Source organism: Brevundimonas albigilva (assembly GCF_023503965.1).
GTDB classification, from domain to species: domain Bacteria; phylum Pseudomonadota; class Alphaproteobacteria; order Caulobacterales; family Caulobacteraceae; genus Brevundimonas; species Brevundimonas albigilva.
The window spans coordinates 1317383-1339363 of record NZ_CP097298.1 but is presented as its reverse complement, the minus strand read 5'-3'; the positions used below and the strand labels follow the sequence as shown (position 1 = coordinate 1339363).

Sequence of the window (21981 nt, the reverse complement as noted above, 5' to 3'; positions counted from 1 at the left end):
GTCGCGATCATCCGGCCGGTGTAACGCGACGCTTGACCGGCGTCGACCGCCGGTTCCCTTGCGACCGCGGATGTCACCGTTCCTTCGCTTGCCTGACCCCGTCAGTTTCGGCCAAGGACGGGGCGACAAGCGCCGAGGGATGGATTAATCATCCTTCACCCGTCGTCGCTCCACCCGACGGCGATCATCCGGAGTTTTCATGAGCCGAAGCCCCAATGTCGGCCGAGCGCTGAAAAAGAGCATCACGGGCATCGCGGCTCAGTTCAACGGTCGCGAAACGCCCGCGCAACTGCGTCGATACGCCGACCAGGCCCGTGCGCAGCAGGATTGGGCCGGCGACGCCTTCTTCCGCCGCAAGATCTGCGAGATGGAGCCCGAGCGGCTGGGCGCCTGGGTGCAGTACGGCCATGCGCTCAAGGAGTCCGGTTTTCATGCGCGCGCGGCCGAGGCCTACAAACGCGCCCTGGCGCTGAAACCGGGCGATCCGGAGATCACCCTGCAGCTGGGACACCTGGCCAAGGTGCGCGGCGATTTCGCCGAGGCCCAGCGCTGTTTCGAGGAGGCCCGCGCCGGGGGTATCCCGATAGGGATCACATCGACTTCGAACTGAAGCTGTTGCGCAAGATCGACAACAGCCGCCTGTTCTGGGGAGGGGGCGGCGAAGGCGACAAGGTCCCCTTGCGCATCTTCCTGTCCGCCCCGGCCAAGCCCGTCAACGAGACCGATCGCGCGTCCGCCTCGCAGGGGTTGGGCCGGTCGGACTATTCCTACGCCTTCGCCATGCGTGGCTTCATGGCCGCGCTGGACGAGATGGAGGTGGACTATACCGTGGTCGAGCGTCCGGAGGCCGTCGCCGACATCCGCGACCGGTCTGACGCCGAGATCAACATCCACTTGGGCTTCTATCCGCCCGAGCTCATCCGCGTCCTGAAGGGCGCCTACAACATCAACTGCTTCGCCTGGGAATTCGATCGGCTGAGAAGCCGGGACGAAATCCCCTCGGATCACGCCTTCGCGGACCAGGCTGAGATGCTGAGCATCGCCGACGAGATCTGGGTGCCCTCGGAACATGGCGCCGCGGCGGTCAGGGAAGGCGTGGCCAAGCCTGTGCACCGGACGCCGTCGCCCGTCCTCTCCAACCTCGTCAAGCGCGCGCGCGACCACGCGCCGAATGCGCGAGACGTCGACCGGGCCTCGCGCGCCCTGGGGGCGGTCAACTGGGTCCCGCTGGCGATCCTGCCCCGCGTCAAGGAAACGGTCGAGCAGGCGGCGCACGCCCGCACCCGTACGCTGCAGGCCATACTGTCAGAACTCGAGTCTCCGACGCTGTATGTCAGCGTGCTGAACGTCCACGACTATCGCAAGCAGGCCGAGCCGATGATCGCCGGCTTTCTGCGTTTCGCCGAGACGAATCCTCGGGCGGTCCTGTTGCTGAAGCTGAGCACGCCCTTCCGCGGGCGAGGGCTGGCCAACCGTATCCTGCTGGAGGATCAGATCGCCCACGCCGGTCGAATGATTCCGCCCATGGTCAGCGAGCGGATATGGCTGACGGACGATGTCCTGACCCGCGAGGAGATGAGCCATCTCTACGATGCGGCGTCCTTCTATCTGTGCACCTCCTATGCGGAGGGACAGAACCTGCCGCTGATCGAGGCCATGGCGCGCGGCGTCGTGCCGGTCAGCGTCGACCACACCGCCATGCGCGACTATATTTCAGACAACGACGCGGTGGTGGTGCCGTCACATCGTCGACCGCTCGATCTGCGGATGTCGCATCGCTACCGGATGGTCGGAACCGCGATGAACGTGGTGGAGCCGAGCGACCTGGCGCATGCGCTGGCGACCGCCCAGGCGCTGTCGCCGGAAGCCTATGCGCACAAGTCCGCGGCCGCCCTGGCCGAGGTGCAGAACCAGTTCGGCCTCGCCCCCTTCGCCGATCGATTGAACGCCGTCGTCGAACGGCTGGCTGCCGGAGGCCAAGCGTGAGCGCACCCCGCAAGGCTGTCTTCGACGTCAGCGCCCTGTTCGAGGAAACCTGGACCGGCATCCCCAACGTGGTGGCGGCGATCGCCGAGCGCGCCCTGACCGATGGCGACATCGACTGGGTGTTCACCTACGAGACCATCCCGCTTCCGCGCGATCTTGTGCGGCGGTTCCTGCGGCTTCGCTCGGGCGCGGGCGGATTGCCCGCCCTGTCGCAGCTGGCGTGGGACCGACAGCCGATCCCCTTCGACGAAGCCCGGTCGATGGTGGCGGTGTTTCCCAATATCAAGCCGGTTCGCGGCTACTTCGGGACCGAGGCGATCATCGTTCATGACCTCAGCCCGGTCACGACGCCGCAGTTCCACAACGCTGACAACATCTTCCACTTCGCCAATCGCATCCGCGAAGACGTCGCGACGTCGGATCATGTCTTCTGCGTCTCCAAGGCCACAATGGGGGACGTCCACGCCTATCTCGAAAAGCCGATGGAGCAGATGTCCGTCCTTCGTCTGGGCGCGGAATTCGATCCGGCGGAGCTTTCGGCCGGGCTGCTGCAGGTCCGTCAGGGCGCGCATGTCGAGCCCTATGTCGTCGTCATCGGCACGCTGGAGCCGCGCAAGAACGGCGGTCTGGTCTTCGACTACCTGGCCCAGAACCCGGGGTTCGCCCACCAGTACAAGATGGTCTTCATCGGCCGCGACGGATGGCTGGACGAAAAGGGCCGCCTGATGGAGCGGCTGCACAACGTCGGCGTGCCGGCCGAGCGGATCCAGTTCACCGGCTTCGTGTCCAACACCGAACGCACGGCCCTGCTGCTCAACAGCGCCTTCTGCATCTATCCCTCCTTTTTCGAAGGCTTCGGCCTGCCGGTGCTGGAAGCCGGCGCCTTGGGCAAGATCACGGTCTGCTCCAACAGTTCCAGCATGCCCGAGGTTTTCCCGGAGCAGTGCGTCTTCTTCGATCCCGGCGAGATGTACGAGTTCGTCCAGGCCATGCGGATCGCGGAGTTGCGCGCAGCGCAGACCCGGTCGCGCCAACAATCGCTTTCCGACATTCTGGAACGCGCCGCCCCTCACGGGTGGGACGCCTGCTACGCCCGCGTGGCCCAATGGGTGAAGGAGCAGTAATGATCAGCAACTACTCTCCCGTCGCAGCCTTCAAGCTCGAAGATCAGAAAGATGTGCTGACCGGCTATGCCGCGCCGAGCGGCGAAAGCCCCTGCCTGTTGAAGTTGGTGGGCGGCGACACCCCGATCTTCTTCGCGCGGGCCAGCGGCTATTCCGCGAGCGCCGCGGCCGACGGCTTTCGGTCCGGCTGGTGCGGATTCGAGGTCCACGGCGCGGCCCAGGCCTTCGTCGTCAGCGATACGGTGCGTCTGGTCTGCGGCGTCAGCGGGGAAGTCCTGGCCGAAATCACCGAGCCGCCCCGAACGACCTCCGCGTCTCAGCCGGGGGCCTGGTCGGTCACGGACCTGTTGTCGGAGGTCCGCCGTCCCGACACCAGTCCGTCGATGGATGAACTGTCACGGTTCGCGCTCAATCATTATCGCCGACATGGCGCGCGTCAGTTCATAGAGGCCACCTACGAAACCCTCCTGGGCCGTTGGCCGGACCCGAACGCGCCGCAGGTGAACGAACGCTTGGCCGACGACGAAAAGAAGGTCGCGAGCTACCTGCGGATGATCGTGAAGAGCGAGGAATACCAGGCGCGCTGGGGAGCGCTGATGCCCGGCGCTTTTCACCCGTCGTTTCGATACGATCGATCGGGCGTGATCTAATCGATGCCCGAGACGGTTGGCTTGTTGCGGCCGCCATGTCTGCTAGCGTCCGTAACCGCCGCCAGCCCTTCCAACGCTGCGATCATTTCCAGAGAAGTAGGACATGGGTGATTTGTCCCCCAAGACGCAAGACACACACGCCGTGAGGCTAACCCCCGACCTGGTCGGAGAGGCCTACAGGGGGCTCCTCGACCGCGAGCCGGAATCGGATGCGGTTGTTGAAACGCACATCCGGCATCATTCGACCCTATCGAGCCTGCTGGCGGCGATAACGCACAGCGCTGAGTTCGGTCGTTCGACCAACAGCCCGGGCCGCAATGATATGGTGATGGCGGCGTTGCGCGACGCCTATTGGAATGTGCCGGGCGTGATCGAGCACGATGTTTCGCCCGAGGCCATGACCCAACTCGTGGATCGCATACGGGCGCAATGGACCTTGTTGGGAGAGACCGAGCCGCATTGGTCGGTTCTGGCCATCGACGAGTTCAAGTCCGATAAGTTGACCGACGCCGCCGTCGACGCCTTCTACAGGACTGGCGAGGATTCCGCTCGTCTCATCGACCTGTTCGAGCAACGCACCGGCGTGAGGGCGCGCCACGGCGTTTGCCTCGAACTCGGCTGCGGCGTCGGCCGCATCACCGAACATCTGGCCAGGCGTTTCGACCAGGTCATCGGCGTCGACCTATCGCCGGGCAATCTGAAGCTCTGCAACGAGCGCATGGCGAGCATCGGCGCCAAGAACGTCACGACCCAGTCCGTCAGCGGCATCGAGGACTTCGCCGCCCTTCCAGACTTCGACTTCTTCTATTCCATCATCGTTCTGCAGCACAATTCGCCGCCGATCCAGAAGGCGATCCTTCGCACCCTGTTGGGCAAGGTGAGGCCCGGCGGCGGCGCGTTGTTCCAGATTCCCACCGAGATGCCCGGGTACGCCTTCGGCATGGAGCCTTATCTGGCGTCGCCATCGACCGATATGGAAGTGCATGGGTTGCCCAAGGCCGTGGTGCTGGACGAAATTCGCCGGGCCGGCCTGAATATCGTGGATCTGATGCCTGACAGTTGGACCGATATATTCGGTTCCTACACCTTCTACGCGGTGAAGCCGGCGTAGCCGCCGCCTGTCACCTCAGGGCGGCGTCGGCCGGGGCCTGGAGGATCGGCGTGTGGTCGGCGATGTCCGAAAGGACGCCGACAAGGTGGTAGAGGCCCCGAGCGGGAGCGGCTTCGTCGATGAACCTGTCGGCGGTCAGGCGGGTGTCGCGCCAAAGACCATCCGGCGTCAGGTGACGCCAGAGAGCGGCCAGCGCCTCCTGGGCGTCCCGCTCCAGGCGGACGCGATCGCCGGGTGCGGCGTCGATCGACAGCGCCAGCGCGGCCCTCAGCCATTCCGCCTGCGCCCACAGGCGGGTGCGGCCCCCTCGGGGCGGCCCTGCTCGTCCAGCGCCTCGGTCACGGCGCGGATGCGGGCGTCCACGCCCTTCGTGGCGACGTCGTAGAGGCGCATCGTCAGGGGCTGGGTCGGCGCGCCGCGGCGCGCACGGGCGTGCCGGTCCAGGATGCGCGCGCATTCGAACAGGCGTCCTGGCGCGACGCCTCCGGGATAGGCCCGTTCTGTCGCCGCCTCCAGACGCGCGCGGGCGGGGGCGGCCAGGGTGTCGGCGACAGCGATCCACTGGGCGTCGCCGACGGTCTCCCACGCCAGGCAGGCCTCCAGCAGATGGATGTCGATGTGGACGGGATCGCTGGATCCGGGCGTCGGCGCCCGCGTGTCCAGCAGCAGTCGTTCCTGAATCTGGTCGCGGATGGAAACCGCGCAGGCCTCCAGCGCGGCGGCGTTGGGCGCCACGCCCCACGCGGCGCGCAGCGCCAGCAGGACGAAGACCTGGTCGTAGGCGGCCGTGCCGTCCGCCGGCGCCCCGTCGTCGCCGAGCCGGGCGCAACACAGGCCGTCGGCGCGCAGGAAATGGGTCCGCAACCGTTCCGCGCCGTTCACCACCAGGCGACGCCACGGCCCTTGCCAGCCCAGGCGGCCGGCTTCGGCGTAGGCCCAGATCTGCTTGGCCTGGACCCGCGCGCTGCGGGCGCCCTGGACCGGACGGCCGTCAAGGCTCAGCGCCTCGGCGAAGGCCCCGTCGTCCAAGGCGCCGACGCTGCTCCACAGCGGCAGGGCGCGCAGCCGCAGCCAGTCGGCCAGGCGCCTTGCGCCCGCGTCCAGCGTTTCCGGCGCGTCGCGGGCGAAATCCAGGTGTTGGGGCGAACTCGTCTGGATGCGGGCGACCAGACGCTTGATGTCCTGAGCCCGGTCCAGGTCGCACACCAGGACGGCGTCGTGTTCGGCGATGATGGCCAGGTCGCGCACGCCCAGGGCTGCGACCAGCATGCCGTCGGGGGCGCGCACCAGACAGCCTTCCGCGTCCTCGAAGATATGCTGGCCGAAGTCCCCTTCGCCGGTCGCGGCGATGGCGTCCCAGGCGCCCAGGTCCGACCATTCGAAATCGACCTCCAGCACGCTGGCGTGGCGGGTCTTTTCCATCACCGCATAGTCGATGGAGATCTTGGGCGCGTCGGGGAAGGCGGGGCCCAGCACGGCGCGGTCGGCCGCCGACGGATTGGCCACCGCCTGGCGCACGGCGATCTCCACGCCCGGCGCATTGGCCTTCAACTCGTCCAGCAGGGTGGCGGCGGTGACGATGAAGTTGCCGCTGTTCCACAGGTAGCCGGCGGCGATGTAGTCGGCCGCGGTGCGCGCGTCGGGCTTTTCGCGAAAGGCTCGCACCGGGGCCAGGCCGGGTCCTTCGGGACTGATATAGCCATAGGCCGAGGAGGGTTCGGACGGGCGCACCCCCAGGGTGACGATCCGCCCGTCGCGGGCCGCCTCCGCGGCGACGATGCAGGCTTCGCGAAAGGCGTCGTGGTCGGGGATGTGGTGATCGGACGCGACGAAGATGTTGACGCCCATCGGGTCGCGGGCGTGGGTCCACAAGGCGGCGGCGGCCATGGCGGCGGCGGAATCGCGCGCCTGGGGCTCCAGCAGGATCTCCACCCGGTCCTCGACCCCGATCTCGGCCAGCTGGTCCATGATCCAGCCGCGATGGCCCACCCCGCCGACCACGATCAGCCGGCCGTCCTCCTGGGCCAGGGGGGCGACCCGAAGCGCGGTCTCCTGGAACAGCGAGCGGTTCCCGGCCAGGGGAATGAACTGCTTGGGGCGCGACGGACGGGAGGCGGGCCAGAGCCGCGTTCCGGCCCCGCCGCACATGATCACGGGATAGAGCGCCATGGACACTGTCTAGCCGCAGGTTGAGCGCCATTAAAGACTGTGATTTGCACGCCTGACGGCCTATGCGCGACCGACACGCCCCAACGGAGGTTCTCATGGGTCGCAGCGCCATCGTGGTCCTGGGCATGCATCGCAGCGGCACGTCGTCCGTCGCCGGCGCGCTGTCCATGCTGGGCGCCGCGCCGCCGCGAACCCTGATGTCCCCGGCCCAGGACAATCCGCGCGGCTTTTGGGAAAGCGTCGTCCTGGCGGATTTCAACGACCGTCTTCTGACCGCCGGCGGCTCGCGCTGGGACGATCCTCGGCCGTTCGACCTGGCGGCGGTTTCCGGCGTGGACGGCTTCGCCCAGGAGGCGGCGCATCTGCTGCGGGCGGAATTCGACGACCAGTCCCTGATCGTGATGAAGGACCCCCGCGTCTGCCGGCTGTTCCCGTTCTGGGGCGAAGTCCTGGAGGCGACCGGCCACGACGTCGCCGTGGTCAGCCCGCTGCGCGACCCGGCGGAGGTCGCCGCCTCCCTGACCCGTCGCAACGGGTTCCCGCCGCGCCAGGGACTTGGCCTGTGGTTGCGGCACGTGCTGGACGCCGAGGCGGCCAGCCGGGGGCGACCGCGGGTCTTCCTGCCCTGGTCCGATTTCCTGGCCGACTGGAGGGGGCTGCGGACACGCTCAGGACGCGGCTGGCCCTGCCGCTGGACGCGCCGCCCAGGGATCAGCCCCACGCGGTGGATGACTTCCTGTCGCGCGACCTGCGCCATCAGGCGGCGTGCGCGCCCGGCGACGATCCGCTGGCGGTCCGCGCCTGGCAAGCCCTGACGCATCTGGCGCGTCATGGCGAGGAGCCGGCGATCCACGGGGAACTGGACGCCGTGCGCGCCGAGTTCGACCGAAGGATCGCGGCGGACGTCTGACGCTTTCTCCCGGTTTCGCCGTGACAGCGCCCCGCGCGCCCGCTATGCGCGCGCCATGAACGAAACCGAACGCCAGTCCGAGGAACGCAGCTGGGAGACGGCGAAGACGCTCGCCGAGGCGCTGCCCTATATCCAGGTCTATGACCGCGAGAACGTGGTCATCAAATACGGCGGCCACGCCATGGGCGAGAGCGCGGTGGCCAAGCAGTTCGCCGCCGACGTGGTGCTGCTGAAGCTGATGGGGGTGAACCCGGTCGTGGTGCACGGCGGCGGGCCGCAGATCAGCGCCATGCTGGACAAGGCGGGGGTGAAGTCCAGCTTCGTGGACGGCCTGCGCGTCACCGACCCGGCGACGATGGAAGTGGCCGAGATGGTCCTGTCCGGCGCGGTCAACAAGGAGATCGCCCACTGGATCACCATGGCCGGCAAGGAGGCCGACGTGCGCGGCGTGGGCCTGTCGGGCAAGGACGCCGGCTTGCTGACGGTCGAGAAGACGCGCCGGACCAAGCGCGACCCCGACAGCATGATCGAGCACGAGGTGGACCTAGCTTCGTCGGCGAACCGACCAAGGTGGACCCCAAGCTGATCGCCGGCCTGATCGCCTCCGAGACCGAGGACTGGGTGCCGGTCATCGCCCCCATCGGCGTGGCCGAGGATGGCCAGACCTACAACGTCAACGCCGACACGGTGGCGGGCGCGGTCGCCGGATCGCTGAACGCCAAGCGGATGCTGCTGCTGACCGACGTGGCGGGGGTCAAGGGCGCCGACGGCGAGATCATCCGCCAGATGACCGTGCCCGAGGCGAAGCAGCTGATCCGCGACGGCGTCGCCACCGGCGGCATGATCCCCAAGCTGGAGACCGCCATGGCCGCGGTCGAGGCTGGGGTCGAGGCCGTGGTGATCCTGGACGGCCGCCGCCCGCACGCCATGCTGGTCGAGCTGTTCACCGAATTCGGCGCCGGCACCCTGGTGAAGGCGTCTTGAACGACCTGTCGCACGTGACCGCCTGGGTGTTCGACATGGACGACACCCTGTATCCGCCCGACCAGGGCCTGCTGGGCCTCGTCCAGGCGCGGATCAACGCCTATGTCGTCGAGGCCGTGGGGCTGGAGCCGCAGGAAGCCGGCGTGCTGCAGCGCCAGTTCCTGGACGAGCACGGCACGACCCTGGCTGGGCTGATGGCCAACTACACCATCGAGCCGGAGCATTTCCTGGAGATGGTGCACGACGTGCCGATGGACGGGCTGGAGCCCAATCCGCGGCTGGCCGAACAGCTGATGCGCCTGCCGGGGCGTCGGTTCGTCTTCACCAACGGCGCGCGCGACTACGCCGGTCGGGTGCTGGACCGGCTGGGGGTGGCCCACTGTTTCGAGGGCGTCTTCGCCATCGAGGACGGGGACCTGACGCCCAAGCCGGCGCCGTCGGCCTTCCGACGCATGATCGAGCGCTTCGACTTCGAGCCGCGCAGCGCCGCCTTCTTCGAGGACACGCCGCGCAATCTGGAGCCGGCCAAGGCGCTGGGCATGGCCACGGTGCTGATCGGCGACGGGCGCGGCAAGCCGCTTGGCGACCACATCGACCACCAGGCGCCCGACCTGCTCGACTTCCTTTCCGACCTGACCTTCAAGGACGCCGCATGACCGACCTGTCGCATCTGGAAACCGTCATCGAGGCCGCCTGGGACGACCGCGCCGACGTCTCGCCCGCCACGCACGGCGAGGTGCGCGACGCCGTCGAGACGGCGCTGGAACTGCTGGATTCGGGCCAGGCCCGCGTCGCCTCGCGCGGCGCCGACGGCGTGTGGACGACGCATCAGTGGCTGAAGAAGGCGGTGCTGCTGTCCTTCCGCCTGAACGAGAACCGCATCATGCGCGCGGGCGACCACGGCCCCGCCAGCCTGGGGTCCTTCTCCGGCGCGCCCGGCGTCGGGCCCTTCTGGGACAAGGTGCCCAACAAGTTCGGCGATTGGGCGGCCGCGGATTATCAGGCCGCCGGCTTCCGCTCGGTCCCCGGCGCCATCGTGCGTCAGGGCGCCTTCATCGGCCGCAACGTGGGTGCTGATGCCATCCTTCGTGAACATCGGCGCCTATGTCGACGAGGGCGCGATGGTCGACGCCTGGGCCACGGTCGGCTCCTGCGCCCAGATCGGCAAGAACGTGCACCTGTCGGGCGGCGCCGGCATCGGCGGCGTGCTGGAGCCGCTGCAGGCCAATCCGACCATCATCGAGGATGGCTGCTTCATCGGCGCCCGCGCTGAGGTGGCCGAGGGCGTGATCGTGCGCGAGGGCGCGGTCCTGGCGATGGGCGTCTATCTGTCGGCCTCGACCAAGATCGTGGATCGCGCGACCGGCGAAGTCTTCCGGGGCGAGGTGCCGGCGTACTCGGTCGTGGTGCCGGGATCCCTGCCGGACGCCAATGGCGGTCCGTCGCTGTATTGCGCCGTCATCGTCAAGCGCGTCGACGCCCAGACCCGCGCCAAGACCGGGGTCAACGAACTTCTGCGCGACTGATGCTTTCCGCCCCGACTTGGCCCCGCCGCGAAGCTGGGTCATAGATCGGAAAAAGGTCGGACAAATGGGGCGGGCGTGACGGGCGACAGGACGCGGATCGAGGACGTCGTCATCGTCGGCGGCGGGACCGCCGGCTGGATGAGCGCGGCGGCGCTGGCCGCCCTGGTCGCTCCGACGGGCGTGCGGGTGACGCTGGTCGAATCCAGCGAGATCGGCACGGTGGGGGTGGGCGAATCCACCCTGCCGCACATCCGCGATTTCAACCAGAAGCTCGGCATCGACGAAGCCGACTTCATGCGGGCGACCCAGGCGACCTTCAAGCTGGCCATCCGCTTCGACGACTGGGGCCGGATCGGCGATAGCTATTATCACCCCTTCGGCGACTACGGCGCGCTGGGCGGCGCGCGCCCTTCCATCACTACTGGCTGCACGGCGGCGGCGCGGATCGGGTCGGATCGATCGATGACTACGCCCTGCCGATCGTCGCGGCGCGGGAAGGGCGGTTCGCCCCGCCCGTCGACGACAGGCGCTCGGTCCTGTCGACGTACGACTACGCCTATCATTTCGACGCGGGCCTCTACGCCGCCTATCTGCGGCGGTTCGCCGAGGCGCGGGGGGTGACCCGGATCGACGGCCGGATCGCCTCGGTGGCGCAGTCGCCGGAGGACGGGACGATCCGGTCCGTGACCCTGGAGGACGGGCGAGAGATCGCCGGAGACTTCTTCATCGACTGCTCCGGCTTTCGGGGCCTGCTGATCGAGCAGACGCTGAAGGCGGGCTACACCGACTGGTCGCGCTGGCTGCCTTGCGACCGCGCCGTGGCCCTGCCGTGCGCCTCCGACGCGCCGAAGCGGGCCTATACCCAGGCCGTGGCGCTGGAGGCCGGCTGGCGGTTCCGCATCCCGCTGCAGCACCGGATCGGCAACGGCTATGTCTATTCCAGCGCCTTCCTGGACGCGGACAATGCCGAGACGCGGCTGAGGGGTCTGCTGGAAGGCGAGGCGCTGAAGGAGGCCAACCACCTACGCTTCCTGGCGGGACACGGGACCCGCAACTGGGCGGCCAACTGCGTCTCGGTGGGGCTGGCCTCGGGCTTCATCGAGCCGCTGGAATCAACCAGCATCTATCTGATCCAGGCCGCGATCACCAAGCTGACCGAGCTGTGGCCCGCCCACGCCCGCGACGCGCCGGCCGCGCGCGCGTTCAACCGGCAGATGGACCTGCAGTACGAACGGATCCGCGACTTCATCATCCTGCACTACCAGGCGACCCAGCGGGACGATTCTCCGCTGTGGCGGGCCGTGCGCGAGACGCCGCCGCCCGACAGCCTGGCCGAGAGGATCGCGCTGTTCCGCGAGAAGGGCGTGGTCCAGGACTATCGCGAAGGCCTGTTCCAGCACCCGTCCTGGATCGCCGTGCTCCTGGGCCAGCACGTGACGCCGGCGCGGGCGCACCCCCTCGTGGCCGCCGAGGATCCGGTCCGCCTGCGGGCGGGGCTGCAGCGGATGCGCGACGCCATCCGCCGGGCCGCCGACAGCCTGCCGACGCAGGACGCCTACATCGCCCGCTACTGCGCGGCCGAAGCCGTCTGAGCCTCCGCAGGGACAGGGTCGGGGTCGACGAAGGCCGCGACCCAGACCAGGGGCGCGTTCCAGTTGATGGCGACCTCGTTCAGCGCATACGCGTCGATGTGGTCGGCCCAGCAGGCCAGCGGGGCGCAATGGCCGCGCATCGGCCTGGCGATCTCGTCCGACATGGCGGTGTTGTTGGGGCCGCCCGACAGGGCGCCGGCCGGCGGTTCGGGCCAGCCGGGACCGGATCCGGCCGCCCAGAAGCGATGGTGCGGATGACGCATCGGCCGCTCGCCCCAGCCCGAGACATAGGACTGATCCAGCGGATTGCGGCCCAGCAGATAGTCCAGACTGTCCACGACGCCCTGGCGGAATGCGGGCTCGCCGGTGAAGTCATGAGCCAGGCCCAGGATCATGGCGCGGTTCATAAGGGCGCCGTTGGATCCCCATCCGAACCGGTCGCCGCCGCGCGCAGGGCGTAGCCCTGGGTTTCGCCCTCGGCCAGATAGGCGCGTGCCGCGGCCGTCAGAGCGTCGCGCGCGGCGCGCCGCTCGGCCTCCGGGAGCGCCGGTGCGGAGGCCAGGGCGATGGTCCCCAGCGCGCCGACCTGGCCCCAGGAGATGTCGCCGGTCGACGACGCGCCCGCGCCCGGCGCGCCCAGCCAATAGGCCGAGGCGCGCGCGTCGGCCGCATAGGCCGCCTCTCCGGTCGCAGCCCACAGCTCGGCCGCCGCCCAATAGAATTCGTCCGCGACCTGGTCGTCGCCATAGGCGCCGCTGCCGTCGAACCGGTTGTCGGCGAGCAGGCCGGGGCGGGCCTTGGCGGCGGCGTAGGCGCGCCGTGCGGCGGTCAGGCAGCGATCGGCGAAGGCGGGGTCGACGTCCCGCCACACCCGCGCGCACTGGCCGGCGACGGCGGCCAGGTTCAACGTCGCGGCGGTGCTGGGCGGATAGAGCAAGCGCGGCTGGGGATCGTCGGCCGGCGCCATCGGCAGGGCCGTCCAGGCGCGGTCGGCGACCTTGTGATGGACCAGGCCGCCCGCGTCGATCACGCGGGGCGCGCCGTCGACCAGCACCGCTGTCCGCGCGCCGTCCGGAACCTGCATCGCCAGCAGGAACTCCAGCTCGTAGCGCGCCTCGTTCAGCAGATCGTCGACGCCGTCGCCGGCCTCGGGAATGTCGGCGGCGCCATCCGCGAAGGGCGCAAGGTCCCGCCGGCGTCCGCGCTCATAGGCGTCGACCAGGGTCCAGACGGCGATGCCGCCGTTGACCACGTACTTGCCGTGGTCGCCGGCGTCGTACCAGCCGCCGGTGACGTTCAGCCGATAGTCGCAGCCCGGCCAGTCGGCGCCCCGCTGGTCGCGTCCGGAGAAGCAGGTCACCACCTCTTCGGGATGGCCGGCGGCGCGCGCCAGGTCGGGACGTTCGACATGCCGGGCCAGGATCGGGACCCCGGCGCGGTTCTGATAGAAATAGGCCAGGGCGTCGCGCTTCAGCGTCGCGAACGGGCGCGGCGCGACGCGGAAGGCGCGCCGGCGGCCATCGACGGCCACGCTGTAGTCGCCCGCCGGCAGGGCGTCGATCCGGACCTGGTGGACACGCTCGCCGGACGCCGCATCGGCGCCGAACGGCCGGGTCAGACCCTCGGCCCGGACCGTGCCGGCCTCATCCGTCACCCGCCACGGAAGCGGCGTCGCGTCGTCGGCCGCGATCGTCATGCCGATGCGCCCGCCCGCCTCGTAACCCGCCTGGTTCAGGCGGATGGCGGGGCGGTCCTCCGCCTGGACGGGCGACGCGGCGGCGATCAGGGCCGCGGCGGCGACACAGGCGGACAGGGCGGTCTTCATGGCGTGTTCCGGGGCAGTTTGGACGCGTCGTAGTCCTGGCCGAAGTTCAGCAGCAGCGCCGGCCCAAGCTCCACGGTCTGGTCGGCGCCCGCCAGGTGGACCGCCAGGTTGGCCGCGCCCGGCGCATAGTCCTTCGTGGCGACGCCCGAGGCGTAGATCATGGTCCATGTCGATCCCACCGTCCCGGCGTCCTCGGCCAGGGCGGCGTAGGGCGGCGTGCTTTCCTGCACCCGCAGCGGCAGGCGGCTGGTCTCGGCGCCGGGCGGGGCGACGGCCAGGCGGGCCCAGACGGCCAGCAGCACGGTGTCGCCCTGTTTGACGGCGCCGGTGACGGGCATCTGCGCGGCCACGGTCCAGGGCTGGTCAGAACGCCGCGCCGCGATGCGGATCGCCCGCTCGCCCAGAACGCCCTCGGCATGCTGGGGCCGGGGCGGGCGGTTGACGCCCAGCACCTGCCAACTGGCGACGTTGGGGTTGTTGATGAGGTTCTTGAGGATGTCGTCGTCCTGCGCCCGCGGCGCGGTCGAGGGAACGATCGCAAGCAGGACGGCCGCCGCCGCCCCGAGGATTCTGTTGAGCATGTCGCCTCCCGATCGGCGTCTGCGCGCCGTCCGCGAATACTCAGACAATAATCGGGCGTTTGGCAAGGCCTCAGCGACGCGCCAGCCCGTTCATCACGAACCGCTTGATGCGCTCCAGCATCACCGGGGTCGATTCGCCCAGGACGCCGCGCCGCTCGGGCGGCAGGTGGGCGTGGGTGCGCGCGTCCGTCTCGAAGACATAATGGTCGAAGGCGGCCCCAGGCGCGTCGGCGTTCCGGCGGCAGATCGCCCAGGGCGCCGATGGCCAGCACCAGGGCGTCGAAGGGCGACGGGGCGCCGGGACGGCCCACGGTCCACCAATAGTTGACCAGCATGCTCAGCGGCGCCGTGGCCTGGACGTGATGCCACCAGAGCGACGGGATATAGATGGCGTCGCCCGGCTCCAGCACCGCGTGGCGGGCGGCCTCGGCGGCGGCGTCGAACCTCGGCCAGTCCTCTCGCCAGTCGCCGCGATCGAACGGCACCAGACTGATGGGCTGGCCGGCCGGGGTGAAGTCCAGCGGGCCGACATAGAGGTTCGCCACCTGCTCGGGCGGGAACAGGGTGAAGACCCGCTGTCCGCCGACGGCGCAGGCGACGTTGTCCGACTGGTCATAGTGGGTCTGGATGGTGGTGGCGTTGCCGATCCACAGCCGGGGCTCGACGCCGGCGGGCGTGCCGGGCGCCGGGTTGGCGGCGGAAAAGTCGGGCGTCAGGGCCGAGGCCGGGACCGATCCCATGTACATGGTGGGCGGACGCGCCTGGTCCGCCGCCGCCTCCAGCGCCGTCAGCAGCGCGGCGAGGGGGCGCGCGCGCGTTCGAAGTTCAGCCCCGAGAGGTCCGCGTTGTAGAAGGGCCGTCCCTCGATCTCGGGGCCGCCCAGGATCACGTCGCCGCCCCCGCCCCGGTCCAGGCTGCGCAGATAGTCGGCCAGTCGGTTCTCGCGCGCCGCCCGGACCGCCGGCCAGTCGCCGACCAGGCCGCGCAGCACCGTGGGCCGCCCCTCGGCCGCGCAGGCGACGACGTCGGCGGGCGTGGCGGCCGCGACTTCCGGCAACGGGCGGCCCAGGCGGACGGGCGCGCTCATGCGGCGCAGTTCCGGCGGATGAATTCGGCGTGCGGGGGCATCTGGTCGGCGCAGGTGCGCATCACCCGCCGAACCTCGGCCAGCCGCCGCTGGGTCTCGTCCAGCGACAGCACCTCGGCGACGGGATCGAAGCGCTTGGGCCGCATCCCCTGGCCGATCATCACCGCGAACCAGCTGGTGTCGTTGAACAGTTCGTCGTTCTCGCGGAAGATCCGGCCGGTCGTCTCGAACAGGCGGTATTTCTCCTTCAGCGTTTCAGGCACGTCCATGTCGCGACAGTGGCGCCAGAAGGTCGTGTCGTCCCGTTCGCTGAGATTGTAGTGCAGGATGATGAAGTCGCGGACCTGCTCCATCTCCAGCCGGGTGGCGCGGTTGAAGCGGTCGATGTCGGCCTGGGGGAAGGTGCGGTCGGGGAACATCTGAAGCAGCTTGGCGACGCCGCTCTGGATCAGGTGGATGCTGGTCGATTCCAGCGGCTCGATGAAGCCCGACGCCAGGCCCAGGGCGACGCAGTTCTTGACCCAGGCCTGCTTGCGCCGCCCCGTGACGAACCGCAGGAAGCGGGGGTCGGCCAGGGGCCGTCCGTCCAGGTTGGACAGCAGGACGCCCGCCGCCTCGTCGTCTGAAATATAGCGGCTGGAATAGACGTGGCCGTTGCCGGTGCGGTGCTGCAGCGGGATGCGCCACTGCCAGCCGGCGTCCCGGGCGGTGGAGCGGGTGTAGGGCGTCAGCACCGGCGCGCTTTCGCACGGCGCGGCCACCGCCCGGTCGCACGGCAGCCAGTGGCTCCAGTCCTCGTAGCCGGCCTTCAGCGTCTGCTCGATCAGCAGGCCGCGGAACCCTGAGCAGTCGATGAACAGCTCGCCCTCGATCCGCTCTCCGCTTTCCAGCGCCACCGCCTCGATGAAGCCGTCGGTCGCGCGCTGGTCGACGCGGACGATCTTGCCCTCCTGGCGACGCACGCCGCGCGCCTCGGCGAACTGGCGCAGGAAGCGGGCGTACAGGCCGGCGTCGAAGTGGAAGGCGTAGGCGATCTTCGACAGCGGCGACTTGGGCCCGGCGTCGACGGCGCGCATGAAGCGGTCGTCCTCGGCCGCGACGGCCTGGAGCGAATAGTCGGTGATGGGATGCGGCGCGCCCGCCTGCGCCAGCCGCAGCCAGAAGGCGTGGAAGGAGACGCCCTCCATGTCCACGCCGAACGGGCCGAACGGGTGGAAGTAGGTCTGGCCTTTGCGGCCCCAGTCGACGAACTGGATGCCCAGCTTGAAGCTGCCCTTCGTCTTCCTGACGAAGTCGTCCTCGTCCAGGCCCAGCATCCGGTTGAACATGCCGATCTGGGGAATGGTCGCCTCGCCGACGCCGACGATGCCGATCTCGTCGGATTCGACGACGACGATTTCGGCGTAGTCCGGACCCAGCAGCTTGCCCAGGGCGGCGGCGGTCATCCAGCCGGCGGTTCCCCCCGACGATGACGATCTTGCGGATGCGCAGGTCGTCCATCACGCGGCCTCCGGCGCGGCGCAGAAGCGCGCGATCACCTCGGCCTGGGGCGGCATGGCCAGGGCGACGGCGCAGACCCGATCGCGGATCTCGCGCGCGGCGGCGTCCAGCGCGGGCAGGGGCAGGGCGTCGGCCAGGGGGTCGTGGCCCTGGGGCGTCACCGCCTGGCCCAGCAGGACGGCCAGCCAGCTCGATTCGGCGAACAGTTCGTCCTCGTGCCGGAAGAGGCGCCCCTTGTGGCGGAACAGGTTCATGCGACGCTCCAGGCTCTCGGGAACCGTCATGGCGCGACAATGGTCCCACAACGGTTCGCCGACGCGGCCGTTGGCCTTGTAATGCAGGATGATGAAATCGCGGACCTGTTCGATCTGCAGGTCGGTCAGGCGGTTGTATTCGGCGATGTCGCGCGGGTCGAAGCCGCGGTCCGGGAACAGGGCCAGCAGCTTGGTGACGCCCGCCTGGATCAGATGGATGCTGGTCGATTCCAGGGGCTCCAGGAAGCCGGAGGCCAGGCCCAGGGCGACGCAGTTCTTCACCCACGCCCGCTTTCGTCGCCCGGTGGTGAAGGTCAGGCGCCGGGGCTCGGCCAGCGGCTCGCCCTCAAGATGGTTCAGCAGCAGGGCGCGCGCGTCTTCGTCCGAGACGTGGGCGCTGGAATAGACATGGCCGTTGCCGACGCGGTGCTGCAGCGGGATGCGCCACTGCCAGCCCGCCGTCCGGGCCGTCGCGCGGGTGTAGGGGTCCAGCACGCCCGGATCCCGATGGGCGCAGGGGACGGCGACGGCGCTGTCGCAGGGCAGCCAGCGGCTCCAGTCCTCGTAGCCCGCCTTCAGGGTCTGTTCGATCAGCAGCCCGCCGAAGCCCGAGCAGTCGACGAACAGGTCGCCCTCCAGCCTCCGCCCGTCTTCCAGCATGACCGCGCTGAGGAAACCGTCCTCGGGCCGCTGCTCGACCGAGACGACCCGGCCCTCATGACGAACCACGCCGCGCGCCTGGCTGTAGCGGCGCAGATAGGCGGCGTAGAGACCGGCGTCGAAATGATAGGCCCAGGTCGTGCGCGTGACCGGATTGCGCGGGTCGCCCGGCCCGAACCGGCCGGCGCGGGCGGCCGCCTCGCAGATGTTGTAGTCGCCGAACGGCCCGGCCAGGCCCTTGTCGTGAAGGCGACGCCACGCCTGGTGGAACTTCACGCCTTCCAGGTCCGCGCCGAAGGCGCCGAACGGGTGCATGTAGGCGTGCCCGGGCCGGGTCCAGCCGACGAACTCGATCCCCAGCTTGAACGTCCCGCGCGTCTCGCGGACGAAGTCGGCCTCGTCCAGGCCCAGCATGGCGTTGAAGGTGCGGATCGGCGGAATGGTCGCCTCTCCGACCCCGACCGTGCCGATGGCGTCCGACTCGACCAGGACCACCCGGGTGACGCCGTTGCCGGACAGCCGCGACAGGGCCGCCGCCGCCATCCAGCCTGCGGTTCCCCCGCCGACGACGACGATGTCGCGGATCGGTCCGTTCGCCATTCGACTGCCTCCCCTTTGGCCCTCTCCGGGGCGATTTCCGCCCGACCTTCCGCCCGCAGACTGACGAAATCAACGGGCTTGCGCGATGCGAAAGACTGCGATATCGAGATTACTCAGACATTTCCATGCTGCCAGATGGTAGCGCTAACAAAAGAAATGCTGACTTGGGGAGGTTAAACATCATGCGTGTCGTCACGCCCGCAATTCGTCCTGCGTTCACGAGGGGGAGCTTCCTCAAGGGAGGCGTTTCCCTGATCGCCGTCGCGGCGGTCAGCGCCGCCGCGCTTCCGGCGTTGGCCCAGGAGCAGACCGACGAGACCCAGGCTTCCGAGGTCGAGGAAGTCGTCGTCACCGGCATCCGCTCCAGCCTGCGTTCCAGCCAGGCGATCAAGCAGAACTCCGACGTCTTCGTCGATTCGATCACCTCGGAAGACATCGGCGCCCTGCCGGACCGATCCGTCACCGAGGCGTTGCAACGCGTGCCCGGCGTGGCCATCGACCGTTTCGCCGCCGGCGTCGACCCCGACCACTTCTCGGTCGAAGGCTCGGGCGTGGTCGTGCGCGGCCTGACCTTCGTGCGGTCCGAACTGAACGGGCGCGACACCTTCACCGCCAACAACGGCCGCTCGCTCAGCTTCGCCGACGTGCCCGCCGAGCTGATGGGCGGCGTGGATGTGTTCAAGAACCCCTCGGCGGACCTGATCGAGGGCGGCATCGCCGGCACGGTCAACCTGCGCACCCGCGTGCCCTTCGACAGCCCCGGCCGCGTCGTCGCCTTCTCCTCGGAAGCCAGCTACGGCGACTTCGTCGAGGAGGTCACTCCGACCTTCTCGGGCCTGATCAGCGATCGCTGGGAAACCAGCTTCGGCGAGTTCGGCCTGATGCTGAACGCCGTCTATTCGCAGCTGAAGTCGCGCGGCGACGGCCAGCAGATCTCCAACTACGGCCCGCGCACCCTCTATTCGAACGGGGACGTGGTGCCGAGCGACGGCGCGACCGAGGTCGCCGACGTCTGGTTCCCGCGCGGCGCGGCCTTCCGGTCCCAGACCTTCGATCGCGAACGCCGCGGCTATGCGGCCGCGGGCCAATGGCGCAGCAACGACCGCACCATGATCGCCACGGCCCAGTTCCTGCGGTCCGACGCGACCCAGGCCTGGACCGAACACGCGATGGAGATCGCGACGGACAACGTCACCTCCAACGGCGACTCCCAGGCCCAGGGCGGCACGACCCTGGATTTCGGCGAGGACGGCCTGTTCACCAACGGCGTCATCACCGGCACCACCGGGTGGCGCGCGGACCAGAACGGCCCCGATCCCCGCACGCCGATCAACGGCCTGCAGAGCAACAACCAGCGCCGCGACGTCTATCAGCAATCGGTCACGACGGATTACGGCTTCAACTTCAAATGGACGCCGACCGATCGGCTGTCGCTGAACTTCGACTACCAGCACGTCGATTCCGAGCTGGACAATCTGGACGCGGCCCTGTGGAATTCCACCTACCAGAACGCCGCGATCGAGATCCGGGGGTCGGACGTCCCGGTCGTGACCTTCCTGCCGCCGTTCCTGAACGGCACGCCCTGCGAGGGGCCGGCGACGGCCGCCTGCCCCGGCTACTATCGCGGCGACAACGCCAATTTCTCGTCGCCCTATAACAGCTTCTCGCGCGCGGCGATGGACCACAAGGAGATGAGCGAGGGCCAGTCCGACGCCTTCCGCATCGACGCGGACTATTCGTTCGATCAGGACTGGGTCCGGTCGATCCGCTTCGGCGCGCGCTACAACAAGCGTGATCAGGTCGCGCGCTTCACCACCTACAACTGGGGCGTTCTCTCCGAGCAGTGGGGCGACAATGGTCCCGTCTGGCTGAGCGACCTGGTCGACGGCGTGCCACAGGCCGACGGGGCGCCGGGGACGACCGGCTTCAACCCCATGGACTACAACGAGGTGTTCTCGTTCGAGAACTTCATGCGCGGACAGGCGCCGGTCCCGACCGGCGACCAGCCCCGCCTGTTCTACAACCAGAACATCATCGACAACTATCAGGCCTATGCCGACTACGCCCTGGCCTATGGCGACGAGTGGCGGTCGCGCAACGCCGCCGGCGCGGCCTGTCCCCAGAACTGGGTCCCGCTGGGGCTGCGTTGCGACGCGGACGCCGACGGTTTCCTGCCGCAGGAAGTCAATCCGATCCAGGAAGACACCACGGCCTTCTACGTCATGCTCCGCTACGGCAAGGAGTTCGACAACGGCTGGAATCTGAGCGGCAACTACGGCATCCGCTATGTGAAGACCGAGCGGGCGGCGCAGGGCTTCACCGCCTTCAACCTGGGCACCTTCCCGACCGAGGAGACCTGCCTGGAGCCGGTTCCCCCGGGCAGGAGGTCAGCCCGTTCTGCGCACTGGCGCCGGACGTGCGGCAGGGCGCGCGGAACTTCGCCAACGGCGCCCGCCAGGAGACGTCGGCCGAAATCGAATACGACTACTTCCTGCCGAGCTTCAACGCCAAGCTGGAGGTGGGCAACGGCCTGCAGTTCCGCCTGGGCCTGTCGCAGGCCATCACGCCGCCGGACCTGGGTCTGACGCGCAACTACTACAACATCTCGCTGTCGGCGAACGCGCAGGACATCGTCGACGGTCGTCCGACGGGCCGCTTCTCGGTGGGCAATCCCTATCTGAAGCCGATCTTCTCGACCAACTACGACGCCTCGGTGGAATGGTACTTCGCCGATGTGGGCCAGCTGACCCTGTCGCTGTTCTACAAGGAGCTGGAAGACGTCATCACCAACGGCGTCCAGCGCCTGAGCTTCACCAACAACGGGGCCACCTTCGACTCGGTGGTGACGACGCCGGTCAACTCGGACGAGACCGGCAAGATCAAGGGCTTCGAGGTCGCCTATCAGCAGACCTACGACTTCCTGCCCGCCCCGTTCGACGGCTTCGGCGTCAACGCCAACTACACCTACATCGACTCCGAAGGCGTGGCGCAGAGCACCCTGTCGTCGACCGATCCGGACGTGGCGGCCGGCCGCGTGTCCAACGTCGACACCAGCCTGCTGCCGCTGCAGAACCTGTCGAAGCACACGGTCAATCTGGCGGGCTTCTACGAGAAGGGTCGGATCTCGGCGCGCCTGGCCTACGCCTGGCGTTCGGAGTTCCTGATCACGCCGCGTGACGTCATCGTTCCGTATGCGCCGATCATGAACGAGGACACGGGCCAGCTGGACGGCTCGATCTTCTACACCGTCAACGACAACTGGAAGGTCGGCCTGCAGGCGGTGAACCTGACCAACGAGATCACCCGCACCAGCCAGGTCCTGAACAACGACCTGCTGCGCGCGCCGCGCTCGTGGTTCATGAACGACCGTCGCTTCACCCTGATCGCCCGCGCCACCTTCTAGGCCGGCCGGTTCTCCGCCT

At 68.9% G+C, this 21981-nt stretch carries 18 protein-coding genes and 4 pseudogenes; 13 read left to right on the top strand and 9 right to left on the bottom strand.

What is annotated here, in order from left to right:
* Positions 1 to 199 precede the first annotated feature (199 nt).
* From MU852_RS06950 to MU852_RS06930, 5 genes are all read left to right on the top strand, one after another.
* The gene (locus tag MU852_RS06950) at positions 200 to 610 is read left to right on the top strand and encodes a tetratricopeptide repeat protein (RefSeq protein WP_249751575.1); all 411 of its coding nucleotides are present in this window, start codon (positions 200 to 202) and stop codon (positions 608 to 610) included.
* 5 nt (positions 611 to 615) lie between these two features.
* On the top strand, positions 616 to 1986 hold the full coding sequence (locus tag MU852_RS06945) for a glycosyltransferase (RefSeq protein WP_249751574.1): 1371 nt from the start codon (positions 616 to 618) through the stop codon (positions 1984 to 1986).
* Positions 1983 to 3110 carry a glycosyltransferase family 4 protein gene (locus MU852_RS06940; RefSeq protein WP_249751573.1) on the top strand — a complete coding sequence of 376 codons (1128 nt, stop codon included), beginning with the start codon at positions 1983 to 1985 and terminating at the stop codon, positions 3108 to 3110. Before MU852_RS06945 ends, MU852_RS06940 begins: the two co-directional genes overlap by 4 nt.
* Positions 3110 to 3760: a hypothetical protein gene (locus MU852_RS06935; protein WP_249751572.1), complete on the top strand. Its 651-nt coding sequence runs from the start codon at positions 3110 to 3112 to the stop codon at positions 3758 to 3760. The genes MU852_RS06940 and MU852_RS06935 overlap by 1 nt, the downstream gene beginning before the upstream one ends.
* A 103-nt stretch (positions 3761 to 3863) precedes the next feature.
* Positions 3864 to 4871: a class I SAM-dependent methyltransferase gene (locus tag MU852_RS06930; protein ID WP_249751571.1), complete on the top strand. Its 1008-nt coding sequence runs from the start codon at positions 3864 to 3866 to the stop codon at positions 4869 to 4871.
* 10 nt (positions 4872 to 4881) lie between these two features.
* On the opposite strand, the gene MU852_RS06925 is transcribed toward MU852_RS06930, so the two are convergent.
* Positions 4882 to 5124, bottom strand: coding sequence for a hypothetical protein (locus MU852_RS06925; RefSeq protein WP_249751880.1), 243 nt, complete (start codon positions 5122 to 5124; stop codon positions 4882 to 4884).
* A gap of 14 nt (positions 5125 to 5138) precedes the next feature.
* Entirely contained in the window at positions 5139 to 7040 is a 1902-nt protein-coding gene (locus MU852_RS06920) for a sugar phosphate nucleotidyltransferase (protein ID WP_249751570.1), read from the bottom strand.
* Positions 7041 to 7135: 95 nt separating this feature from the next.
* Here MU852_RS06920 and MU852_RS06915 point away from each other — a divergent pair, with 95 nt between their 5' ends.
* The 6 genes and pseudogenes from MU852_RS06915 to MU852_RS06895 all read left to right on the top strand — a co-directional run bounded on the left by MU852_RS06915 (position 7136) and on the right by MU852_RS06895 (position 12052).
* Positions 7136 to 7855 (top strand): sulfotransferase family protein, encoded by a 720-nt coding sequence (locus MU852_RS06915; protein ID WP_249751569.1) that lies wholly within the window; start codon positions 7136 to 7138, stop codon positions 7853 to 7855.
* Between the two features lie 150 nt (positions 7856 to 8005).
* Positions 8006 to 8934 (top strand): annotated as a pseudogene (argB, locus tag MU852_RS06910) (acetylglutamate kinase).
* Complete coding sequence (locus MU852_RS06905) at positions 8931 to 9590, top strand: pyrimidine 5'-nucleotidase (RefSeq protein WP_249751568.1); 660 nt, start codon at positions 8931 to 8933, stop codon at positions 9588 to 9590. Before argB ends, MU852_RS06905 begins: the two are co-directional and overlap by 4 nt.
* Positions 9587 to 10460, top strand: a pseudogene (gene dapD, locus MU852_RS06900) (2,3,4,5-tetrahydropyridine-2,6-dicarboxylate N-succinyltransferase). The gene MU852_RS06905 and the pseudogene dapD overlap by 4 nt, the downstream one beginning before the upstream one ends.
* 138 nt (positions 10461 to 10598) lie before the next feature.
* Positions 10599 to 10793: pseudogene (locus tag MU852_RS17800) on the top strand (tryptophan 7-halogenase); the annotation flags it as partial.
* Positions 10794 to 10885: 92 nt separating this feature from the next.
* Complete coding sequence (locus MU852_RS06895; protein ID WP_347342375.1) at positions 10886 to 12052, top strand: tryptophan halogenase family protein; 1167 nt, start codon at positions 10886 to 10888, stop codon at positions 12050 to 12052.
* Here MU852_RS06895 and MU852_RS17325 read toward each other — a convergent pair.
* The 7 genes and pseudogenes from MU852_RS17325 to MU852_RS06870 form a co-directional block, all read right to left on the bottom strand.
* Positions 12028 to 12459, bottom strand: a complete 432-nt coding sequence (locus MU852_RS17325; protein ID WP_283843813.1) for a glycoside hydrolase family 9 protein — start codon at positions 12457 to 12459, stop codon at positions 12028 to 12030. The two genes, MU852_RS06895 and MU852_RS17325, sit on opposite strands and share 25 nt — an antisense overlap.
* On the bottom strand, positions 12456 to 13877 hold the full coding sequence (locus MU852_RS06890; protein WP_283843812.1) for a glycoside hydrolase family 9 protein: 1422 nt from the start codon (positions 13875 to 13877) through the stop codon (positions 12456 to 12458). Before MU852_RS06890 ends, MU852_RS17325 begins: the two co-directional genes overlap by 4 nt.
* Positions 13874 to 14458: a hypothetical protein gene (locus MU852_RS06885; RefSeq protein WP_249751567.1), complete on the bottom strand. Its 585-nt coding sequence runs from the start codon at positions 14456 to 14458 to the stop codon at positions 13874 to 13876. The genes MU852_RS06890 and MU852_RS06885 overlap by 4 nt, the downstream gene beginning before the upstream one ends.
* A 356-nt stretch (positions 14459 to 14814) precedes the next feature.
* Positions 14815 to 15240 (bottom strand): annotated as a pseudogene (locus MU852_RS18195) (cupin-like domain-containing protein); the annotation flags it as partial.
* 5 nt (positions 15241 to 15245) lie between these two features.
* Positions 15246 to 15545, bottom strand: coding sequence for a cupin-like domain-containing protein (locus tag MU852_RS06880; RefSeq protein ID WP_249751566.1), 300 nt, complete (start codon positions 15543 to 15545; stop codon positions 15246 to 15248).
* Entirely contained in the window at positions 15542 to 16990 is a 1449-nt protein-coding gene (locus MU852_RS06875) for a tryptophan halogenase family protein (protein WP_249751565.1), read from the bottom strand. The genes MU852_RS06880 and MU852_RS06875 overlap by 4 nt, the downstream gene beginning before the upstream one ends.
* Positions 16991 to 17044: 54 nt before the next feature.
* Entirely contained in the window at positions 17045 to 18559 is a 1515-nt protein-coding gene (locus tag MU852_RS06870) for a tryptophan halogenase family protein (protein WP_249751564.1), read from the bottom strand.
* Positions 18560 to 18741: 182 nt separating this feature from the next.
* Here MU852_RS06870 and MU852_RS06865 point away from each other — a divergent pair, with 182 nt between their 5' ends.
* Both MU852_RS06865 and MU852_RS17320 read left to right on the top strand, forming a co-directional pair.
* A complete protein-coding gene (locus MU852_RS06865; protein WP_283843811.1) occupies positions 18742 to 21144 on the top strand; it encodes a TonB-dependent receptor in 2403 nt (800 codons plus the stop codon).
* Complete coding sequence (locus MU852_RS17320) at positions 21033 to 21962, top strand: TonB-dependent receptor (protein ID WP_283843856.1); 930 nt, start codon at positions 21033 to 21035, stop codon at positions 21960 to 21962. The genes MU852_RS06865 and MU852_RS17320 overlap by 112 nt, the downstream gene beginning before the upstream one ends.
* The last annotated feature ends 19 nt before the right edge of the window (positions 21963 to 21981 follow it).

Excerpts from the sequence above, each read along its gene's own strand:
- MU852_RS06880 (WP_249751566.1), bottom strand. The coding sequence starts at position 15,545 with ATGAGCGCGCCCGTCCGCCTGGGCCGCCCGTTGCCGGAAGTCGCGGCC.
- MU852_RS06950 (WP_249751575.1), top strand. The coding sequence starts at position 200 with ATGAGCCGAAGCCCCAATGTCGGCCGAGCGCTGAAAAAGAGCATCACG.
- MU852_RS06920 (WP_249751570.1), bottom strand. The coding sequence starts at position 7,040 with ATGGCGCTCTATCCCGTGATCATGTGCGGCGGGGCCGGAACGCGGCTC.
- MU852_RS06870 (WP_249751564.1), bottom strand. The coding sequence starts at position 18,559 with ATGGCGAACGGACCGATCCGCGACATCGTCGTCGTCGGCGGGGGAACC.
- MU852_RS06915 (WP_249751569.1), top strand. The coding sequence starts at position 7,136 with ATGGGTCGCAGCGCCATCGTGGTCCTGGGCATGCATCGCAGCGGCACG.
- MU852_RS06930 (WP_249751571.1), top strand. The coding sequence starts at position 3,864 with ATGGGTGATTTGTCCCCCAAGACGCAAGACACACACGCCGTGAGGCTA.
- MU852_RS06865 (WP_283843811.1), top strand. The coding sequence starts at position 18,742 with ATGCGTGTCGTCACGCCCGCAATTCGTCCTGCGTTCACGAGGGGGAGC.
- MU852_RS06890 (WP_283843812.1), bottom strand. The coding sequence starts at position 13,877 with ATGAAGACCGCCCTGTCCGCCTGTGTCGCCGCCGCGGCCCTGATCGCC.
- MU852_RS17325 (WP_283843813.1), bottom strand. The coding sequence starts at position 12,459 with ATGAACCGCGCCATGATCCTGGGCCTGGCTCATGACTTCACCGGCGAG.
- MU852_RS06935 (WP_249751572.1), top strand. The coding sequence starts at position 3,110 with ATGATCAGCAACTACTCTCCCGTCGCAGCCTTCAAGCTCGAAGATCAG.
- MU852_RS06875 (WP_249751565.1), bottom strand. The coding sequence starts at position 16,990 with ATGACCGCCGCCGCCCTGGGCAAGCTGCTGGGTCCGGACTACGCCGAA.
- MU852_RS06885 (WP_249751567.1), bottom strand. The coding sequence starts at position 14,458 with ATGCTCAACAGAATCCTCGGGGCGGCGGCGGCCGTCCTGCTTGCGATC.